Below are 7,880 nucleotides of genomic sequence, written 5' to 3'. Positions count from 1 at the left end.
GCCGGGGAGGCGCTGACTGCGTGGTCGCAGGCGCTGCTGCTGCACGCACAGACCGACGGCGGCCTGTCCGCGACGATGGGGGATGACCCCGGCTTCGACTGTCACACCCGCTTGAGAGCCGCGGCGACAGCCCTGGTCGACCGGGCGCTGCGAGCCGGGGCGATCCGCGCGGACGTCGTCGTGGACGATCTGTTCCAGCTGGTCACGGGCATAGCGATGACCGCGCCCAAAGAGCGGGCGGAGCACCTGCTCTCGCTGGCGCTGGGGGGAGTCCTCCGGGGCTGATCACGGCTCCGGCGCCACGGCCCCGCCCGCCGATCGAGCCGTCAGGTCGGCGGCGCCGCCGTGGTGGAGAAGGCCGGGTCGAGGTGCGCGGTGTCGTTGTAGCGGCGGACGATCCACCGGCCCTCGGCCAGCACCAGGTGGGACACGGACGCGTTGTCGGCGCCGAGGAACGCGAACGGCCGCGCCCCCGTGGCCGACGCCAGCGCCTCGGCGATCACGCCGCCGTGGGTGACCACGACGATCCGCTGGTCGGGATGGGTGGCGGCCAGCCTGCCGAGCACCCTGCGCACGCGGTCGGAGAAGGCCGCGGCGGGCTCCGCGCCCGGGATCACGTCCCAGCGTTCCTCGTCCGACATCCGCTTCGCGATCGGGTGGCCCTCCGCGACCATGCGCCGGAACAGGCCGCCCTCCCACTCGCCGAGGTGCACCTCCCGCAGGTCGGGCTCCACCATCGGCGTCAGGCCGAGCCGGGCCGCGAGCGGCGCGGCGGTCTCGGACGTACGCCGCAGCGAGCTCACGTAGATCGCGTCGATGCGCTCGGCGACGAGCCGCAGAGCCACCCGCTCCGCGTGCTCGCGGCCCTCGGGCGCGAGCCCCGGGTCGCCCTGGCCGTCCACCAGCGGGAACGGCCGGTCGGGGCGCGCGGGCTCCGACTCGCCATGCCGGACCAGCAGCATCTCGGTGGCTCCAGGCGGTGTACGGAATCGGCCCTGCCGGTACTCGACCGGCTTCCCACTCTCAAATCCCACAGCTACCGAACATTACTCTATTTATCGCGATGCGCAGGGGGCCGGGGCCTCTTCGAGGTCTGAGCGCGGCATCAGCCGTCGGGATCTCTCTCGGCGCTCAGCGTTCTGACGGGCGGCAGGGGTGCGCGCGGCTCTCGGACGCCGCCGTCGCCCGGATCGTGACGCACCCAGACGGTCACGGGCTCCCAGCGTTTCACCAGCGCGCCCGGCGGCCAGGGCGCGGGATTGCCGGCAGGGCAGGCTGCGCAGACCTCTGCGCGAATCGTGCTGATCGTGAGGAAGGCTCGCGAGCTAGATGAGCCAGTAGGCCCCCTGAGGGGTCCTACCTGGATTCGAACCAGGTGAGAAGGAAGCCCGCGAATGGCCTCACGATCTTCAGCGTATCAGGCGGGGATCAGCTCGTGCAGCGTTCCCGGCGTGTACACCCGCGGGTCCTCGGGCAGGCCCGCCGGCGGCTGCAGCCCGATGAACGTGGTGTGCTCCTTTGCCGAGCTCTTCGCGCGCAGCAGGCCGGCCAGATAGCGGACCCGCAGGTGGTCGCGCTCGACGATCGAGCGCACCAGCAGGGAGGTGGTGACGTGATTGCCTTCCACCTGGTTGAAGGACGGATGTCCCTTCAGGTAGAGATGCACCCACTTCGCCCGCCAGCCGCCGTCGTCGCCGCGCAGGAAGACGAGCGGCAGCGCGACGCGGCCGGAGCCGCGCAGGTCCGACTTCATGCGCACGGTACGCGGCTCGAACGGGCGGCCCTCCTGCTCGGCGTCCCTGGTCATGAACCCGGAGAACGCCTCGGCGGCCTCGTCGAACGCCTCCCCTGAATAGATGTGGACCTGCGGGATGATGATCGGCCGGGTCGCGCCGGCGAGCCGGATGTCGATGAACTCCGACGCGCCCTCCGCGGCCTCGGTGAGGTCGCCGGAATACACGGCGAAGTCGTTGCCGTAGCTCGTCCACGAGATCAGCTCGGGGTCGCCGTAGGAGGCGTCCAGCATGAGCGCGGAGAGGTCGTAGTCGGTGCGGCGCTCGGCCTGCCGCCAGTGGACGAAGAAGCGCAGCAGCTCGCCGTCCACCGCCGACAGCGAGCCGCGCGGCAGCATCCCGAGCCCGGGGACGACGGCCTTGCCCGACAGCGGCAGGGCGACGTCGAGCACGTCGGGATCGACGATCAGCTCGCCGGGGTCGGGCAGGCGCCGGGTGATCTCCTCGTCCAGCACGGCGACCGCCCGCGCCAGGACCTCCTCGCCGAGCGGCGGGCGGGCGTCGGGGGCGGCCCACGCCTTGCCGCGCCGGTTGGCGAAGATGCGGCCGGCGGCCGGCGCCAGCCGGTTCTGCAGGTGCTCGCGCAGCGAGAGCAGGACGCGCCCGGAGGCCCCTGTCGCGGCACTCTCCGCGGCCTCCAGCACGGCCGCCGCGGAGTGGCCCGACCGCAGCAGGTGGTCGAGCCGGCGCATCAGCGCGCCGGGCGTGTCCCCCAGCAGCTCGACGGCGTCGCCGGTACGTCCGGCGGACAGCGCGGCCTCGACGCGGCCGTTGAGGCTCGCGGCCTGGCGCACGCCCCTGGCCACCTCGAAGACGTGGGCGGCGCGGGGGAACTTCGGGTACTCGTGGGGGTGCAGCCGCTCGCCGAGCCGCTTCCACGGCTCGCGGTGGCGCGGCACGTCGCCGAGCTTGGCGGGAGTGGCGACGCCGTCCAGGGCCTGGAGCAGGATGCGGCGTTCGGCGCGGCGGAACGAGCGGAATCTGGTCGGCGTCGTCAGCGTGACATCGCCGCCGGAGAGGCCGCAGGCGAGCCGGAGCACGTCGGTCACGGTGTCCACGAGCAGCGGCCGGCCGGCTGCCAGGCGGACCTCGTTGACGACGGCGCGGTTCTCGCGCACCGGGATGCGCTCAGGCTCGCCGTCGCAGAACGCGGCCAGGCTGCGCAGCGCCGCCAGGTCCTCCTCCGCGAGCGGCGCCTCGGAGCCTGCGAGCGAGAAGTAGAGCTCGCGCGCCTCCACCTCCAGGCTCGCGCCCAGCTCCAGCACGGTCACCCGGTCGCCGGCGAGCGGGACCAGCTCCGCGTGCGCGGCCAGCAGGTCGGCATAGCTGTGCTGGTAGCGGCCGTAGCCGGGCAGGTCCAGCAGGTTCAGCGTCGCCGGCTGGACGGTCGTGGCGGCGACCGGGTCGAGCAGGGCCGTACGCAGCAGGCCGGCCCAGAACTCCACGGTGTCGGGCACGTTCGCGGGGAAGTCGACGAAGTAGGCGTTGTGCTGGACGTGGTCGCCGGCCAGCGTGCGGACGGCGGCCAGAACGTGGACGCCGAGATCGATCACGCTCTCGCCGCGCAGGCTCGCCAGGCGTTCGAGCAGGCCCGGCGAGCAGGTGAAGCCGACGCTCAGCAGCGCCGCGTCGAGCTGCCGGGCGGCCGTCTCTCCCCATCCGGCAGGGGAATCGGCAGGCGCGTCCCCGATCGGGACGCGCAGGCGCCGGGCGATGACAAGGCTTTCCAGATTGTCCACGAGCGCACCTTATAAGCGGAGTACGCCGCCAGTCCGGGGGTTTTCCTGGCGCCGGTCAGCGATCCACGGCCACCCACCGCCTGTGGCGCACGTCACGCAGCCGCGGTGTCACAAGGATCGGGTCGTCGGCATCTTGTGTTCGTTCAGTGCTCCTGTGTGGAAGGAACGTCATGAGTTCAGCGCTTGAGACCCTTCGCCGTGACTTCGGCGGCGACATCATCGAGCCGGGCGCGGCCGGGTACGAGCCGGCCGCCCGCGCGGTGCTGGCTTCGGGCAGCCCGGCCTACGTCCTGCGGCCCGAGAGCGTCCGGGACGTGCAGGCAGGTGTCAGGTTCGCGGCCGGCGCGGGGCTCGCGCTGTCCGTGCGGGGCGGCGGCCACGCCTTCGCGGGCTTCGGCACCAACGACGGCGGCGTGGTGATCGACCTCGGCGGGCTCGCGAACGTGGAGGTCATCGACAAGGACCGGCACCTCGTGCGGATCGGCGGCGGCGCCACCTGGGGCCAGGTCGCGGAAGCCCTGGCCCCGTACGGCCTGGCGATCTCCTCGGGCGACACCAAGGGCGTGGGCGTCGGCGGGCTGACGCTGACCGGCGGCATGGGCTGGAAGGTCAGGAAGCACGGCCTGGCCCTGGACCAGCTGGCCGCGGCAGAGGTGGTCACGGCCGGCGGGGAAATCGTGCGGGCGAGCGCGGCGGAGAACCCGGAGCTGTTCTGGGCGATCCGCGGTGGCGGCGGCAACTTCGGGATCGTGACCGTCTTCGAGTTCGTGGCGCACCCGACGACAGACGTCTTCTACGGCAAGATCGCCTTCCCGGCGTCGGAGTCGGCCACCGTGCTCCACGGGTGGGCGGACTACCTCCGTACCGCCCCGGAAGAGCTCTCGTCCACCGCGACCTTCGCCAATCCCTTCGCCGGGGGAGCCGAGGCGCCGGTCGAGATCTTCGTCGCCTTCGACGGCGACGACCCGGAGCTCGCGGCCGGGGCCATCGACCCGATCCGCCGCCTCGGCACGGTGATCGGGGACGACGTCGCGCTGGTCCCCTATGCGGACACGCTCGTGGACGGCCTGACGCCGCCGCCCGGCATCCGGCTCGTCACCCGCAGCGCGTTCGCCGGCGAGGAATCGGCGTCGGAGGTCCTTTCGATCCTCACAGAGGCCGGGGCGTCGGGGCGGTCGCCGCTCATCGCCGTGCGCAGCGTCGGCGGCGCGGTGTCCCGTGTCCCCGGCGACGCCACCGCCTACGCGCATCGCGGGGCGGAGCTGATGCTCGTGACCACCATCGCGGGCCCTGAGCCGGCCCTCGACGCCGCTCGCCCCGCTCTGGACGCGATCTGGGCGAAGCTCGCGCCCCACGTCACGGGCGCCTACGCGAACTTCCTGGCCTCCGCCACCGAAGAGGACGTCGCCGCGATCTATCCGGCGCCGACCTACGGGCGCCTCGCGGCGGTCAAGCGTCAGTACGACCCCGGCAACCTGTTCGCCGGCAACCACAACGTCCGCCCTCAGTAGCCCGGACGAGATCGCAGAGAGAACGGAAGGTAATCATGAGCAAGGTCTGGTTCGTCACCGGTTCGTCCCGTGGCCTGGGTCGCAGTTTCGTCGAGGCCGCTCTGTCCCGTGGGGACAAGGTGGCCGCGACCGCCCGCAACGTCGCGCAGCTTGATGAGCTGGTCGCCGCCTACGGCGACGCGGTGCTCGCGCTGGAGCTGGACGTGACCGGCCGGGCGGCCGTCTTCGAGAGCGTCAAGCGGGCCAAGGAGCACTTCGGCCGGCTGGACGTCATCGTGAACAACGCGGGCTACGGCCTGTTCGGCGCGGTCGAGGAGCTGAGTGAACGGCAATTGCGGGACCAGCTGGAGACCAACCTGTTCGGGGCGGTGTGGGTCGTCCAGGCCGTGCTGCCCTACCTGCGCGAGCAGGGGGGCGGGCACATCATCCAGATCTCCTCGGTCGCCGGCGTCACCGCGATGCCGCTCGGCGGCGGATACATCGCATCGAAGTGGGCGTTGGAAGGGCTGAGCGAAACCCTCGCCCAGGAGGTCGCCGGGTTCGGCATCAAGGTGACCGTCGTCGAGCCCGGCTCCTACGCCACCGACGGAGCCGCCGGCGGCGATCACGCCGAGCCCGACCCGCGCTACGACGGCCTGCGCGCAAGCTTCGCGGCGTTCTCGAAGACGCTCGACGCCGGCGACCCGGCCGCCGCGGGCCGGGCACTGCTCAAGGTCGCCGACTCCGACGACCCGCCGCTGCGGACGTTCTTCGGCGCCCAGGGCAACCAGATCATCCAGCAGGTCTACGCCGACCGGCTCAAGACCTGGGCCGACTGGCAGGACCTCGCGGTGGAGGCCCACGGACACACCCCGGCGCCGCCCGGATCCTGATCTCCTAAGCCGTACCGGTGGGCTCGTCGGGCCGGCGGCTCAGGTGGATGCGCAAGCGGGAGTGTCCGTCCGGGTGATCGACGATCACCTCGTCGCACAGGCGGCGGATGATCCGCAGGCCCATTCCGCGCAGGGCGTTCGCCGAGGGAGCGGGCAGGAAGAGATGGTCGGCGGTCAGGGTGCCGCCGGGGTCGACGACCTCGACCCAGATGCCGTCGCTGTCGTGGCGGGCGGTGACGACGCCGGTGCCCGCGCCGTGGTCCAGGACGTTGGCGGCTGCTTCGTTGATCGCGATGATCAGATCGGCGGCGCGGTCGTCGGCCAGCCCGGCGTGGATGGCGAAGGTGTGGAGCTGGGACCTTAACAGGGCGAGGTCCGGGGTGATGGGGCATTGAAGCGACGGCTCGCTCATGGCCGCACCCCTCCTCACCTTGTTCCCCACCGCGGTTCCCCACCGCGCGAGGGATAGTCGATTGTTGCCCCTCGTCGCCCCGCTGTCACATTGAGAAGTATTTTCTACGGACCGGTGCGGGGCGGCCCGGGCTCCTCCGGAAGGGCGAGCGCGTCCTCCACCCCGTCGTGCACGATGAACACCTTCAAGGCTCCGCTGATCTCCAAGATACGTGCGGGGGTGCCCCGTACGGCGGCCAGATGCGTCCTTCCGCCCTGGGCCCGGACGTAGTTCGCGGCGGTCAGCAGCACGGACAGGCCGGAGCTGTCCATGAAGGTGAGCTCGCCGAGGTCGAACACCAGGTCTCGCGCGCCGCCCGGGCGCTGCCGCTCCACGGCGGCCGCCAGTTGAGGAACGGTGTTGCGGTCGAGCTCTCCGGCCACGCTGATCACGACGGCCCGGGGCAGGTGCTGGCTGGTCACGGTCAAAAGAGTCATGCGCGCGATCTCCGTAGCGTTCGGCTCGGCCATGGCGGCATCGAGTACTGCGATCCTGGCCGTCGGCGGCCGGCCGCACATCAAGAGCACGCGCTGGGACAGGGGTGAAGCTTCTCCGGGACGGTCGGGACGGCTGGCCTGTGGTGATGTCCGTGGAGGCCCTCCAGGCTACTTGATGGTGCGGCGCGCTACTTATGTGGTCAAATTCCACCTTATGAGGCGTCGCTGGGTTCGGCTGTCGCATGCTGTCCGCCGCGAGGCCGCCTACATCCGCGCGCAGGTTGCCGGGCTGGGCAGGACGGGGTCGCACCAGCGGCTCCAGGTGCGGCAGATCGCCAAGGCGACGCTGGCGGCGGTGCTGGCCTGGCTGGCGGCCGACTGGCTGCTCCCGTCGCAGGCGACCTGGATCGCCCCGGCCACCGCCGTGGTGATGGTGCACGCCACGGTGTTCCAGACGCTGACCAACGGGCTGCGCCGGGTGGTGGCCGTCGCCGCCGGGGTCATCCTGGCCGGCAGCATCGGGCACGTGCTGGGCCTGGGAGTGCTGAGCCTGGTCCTGGTGGTGCCGCCGGCGCTGGTGGCGGCGCGCTGGCATCGCATGGGGCGTCACGGCGGCGATGTGGCGACCACCGCCGTGCTCATGCTGTCGTTCGGGGCCGCCTCCCAGGACCGGTACCTGGCGGCCTACGTCGTGGCCACCGCCGCCGGAGCCCTGTGCGGAGCGCTGGTCAACCTGTTGCTGTGGCCGCCGCTGTATCGCGACCGTCCCGACGCGGCCGTACGCCGCCTGGCCCGCGAGGCCGCCGCCCTGCTGGTCGCCATGGCGGAGGGGTTACGCGACGGATGGGACCTGTCCGCGCTGCCGGACTGGGAACGCCAGGCCGTCCACCTGGACGAGCACCTGTCCGCGGCCACCACCGCGGTGGCCGACCGGGCGGAAAGCCATCGCTACAACCTGCGCCGCCGCTGGCGCACCGCCGACATCGGCGCCGACCCCGGCCCGGTGCTGAACACGCTGACCAGGGCGTCGGCGCACGTGCACGCCATCGTGCACGCCCTGTCCCCTGTCTCCTCTCC

General features: G+C 72.1%; 8 protein-coding genes. 4 read left to right on the top strand and 4 right to left on the bottom strand.

Annotation, left to right across the window (positions count from 1 at the left end):
• The coding region (locus ETD85_RS64135; protein ID WP_420847364.1) for an SbtR family transcriptional regulator at positions 1–285 on the top strand (285 nt) is incomplete at its 5' end.
• A 41-nt stretch (positions 286–326) separates the two neighbouring features.
• On the opposite strand, the gene ETD85_RS57775 is transcribed toward ETD85_RS64135, so the two are convergent.
• Entirely contained in the window at positions 327–962 is a 636-nt protein-coding gene (locus tag ETD85_RS57775) for a histidine phosphatase family protein (RefSeq protein WP_138698325.1), read from the bottom strand.
• A gap of 455 nt (positions 963–1,417) precedes the next feature.
• Positions 1,418–3,532 (bottom strand): TerD family protein, encoded by a 2,115-nt coding sequence (locus tag ETD85_RS57770; RefSeq protein WP_138698324.1) that lies wholly within the window; start codon positions 3,530–3,532, stop codon positions 1,418–1,420.
• Between the two features lie 170 nt (positions 3,533–3,702).
• Here ETD85_RS57770 and ETD85_RS57765 point away from each other — a divergent pair, with 170 nt between their 5' ends.
• Together ETD85_RS57765 and ETD85_RS57760 are read left to right on the top strand one after the other, a co-directional pair.
• Positions 3,703–5,043 (top strand): FAD-binding oxidoreductase, encoded by a 1,341-nt coding sequence (locus tag ETD85_RS57765; protein ID WP_138698323.1) that lies wholly within the window; start codon positions 3,703–3,705, stop codon positions 5,041–5,043.
• A gap of 35 nt (positions 5,044–5,078) precedes the next feature.
• Positions 5,079–5,915: an SDR family NAD(P)-dependent oxidoreductase gene (locus ETD85_RS57760; RefSeq protein ID WP_138698322.1), complete on the top strand. Its 837-nt coding sequence runs from the start codon at positions 5,079–5,081 to the stop codon at positions 5,913–5,915.
• Between the two features lie 4 nt (positions 5,916–5,919).
• Here the strand turns inward: ETD85_RS57760 and ETD85_RS57755 are convergent, their stop codons facing one another.
• Together ETD85_RS57755 and ETD85_RS57750 are read right to left on the bottom strand one after the other, a co-directional pair.
• Positions 5,920–6,327 carry an ATP-binding protein gene (locus ETD85_RS57755; protein WP_138698321.1) on the bottom strand — a complete coding sequence of 136 codons (408 nt, stop codon included), beginning with the start codon at positions 6,325–6,327 and terminating at the stop codon, positions 5,920–5,922.
• 104 nt (positions 6,328–6,431) lie between these two features.
• Positions 6,432–6,803, bottom strand: a complete 372-nt coding sequence (locus ETD85_RS57750) for an STAS domain-containing protein (RefSeq protein WP_170247418.1) — start codon at positions 6,801–6,803, stop codon at positions 6,432–6,434.
• Between the two features lie 214 nt (positions 6,804–7,017).
• Here ETD85_RS57750 and ETD85_RS57745 point away from each other — a divergent pair.
• Positions 7,018–7,880 (top strand): FUSC family protein (locus tag ETD85_RS57745; RefSeq protein ID WP_170247417.1); only part of this gene is annotated, 863 nt, incomplete at its 3' end.

Origin of the sequence: Nonomuraea zeae (assembly GCF_005889725.1) — a bacterium.
GTDB classification, from domain to species: domain Bacteria; phylum Actinomycetota; class Actinomycetes; order Streptosporangiales; family Streptosporangiaceae; genus Nonomuraea; species Nonomuraea zeae.
Note: the sequence above shows the minus strand (reverse complement) of the source record. Positions and strands in the feature narration are given on the sequence as shown.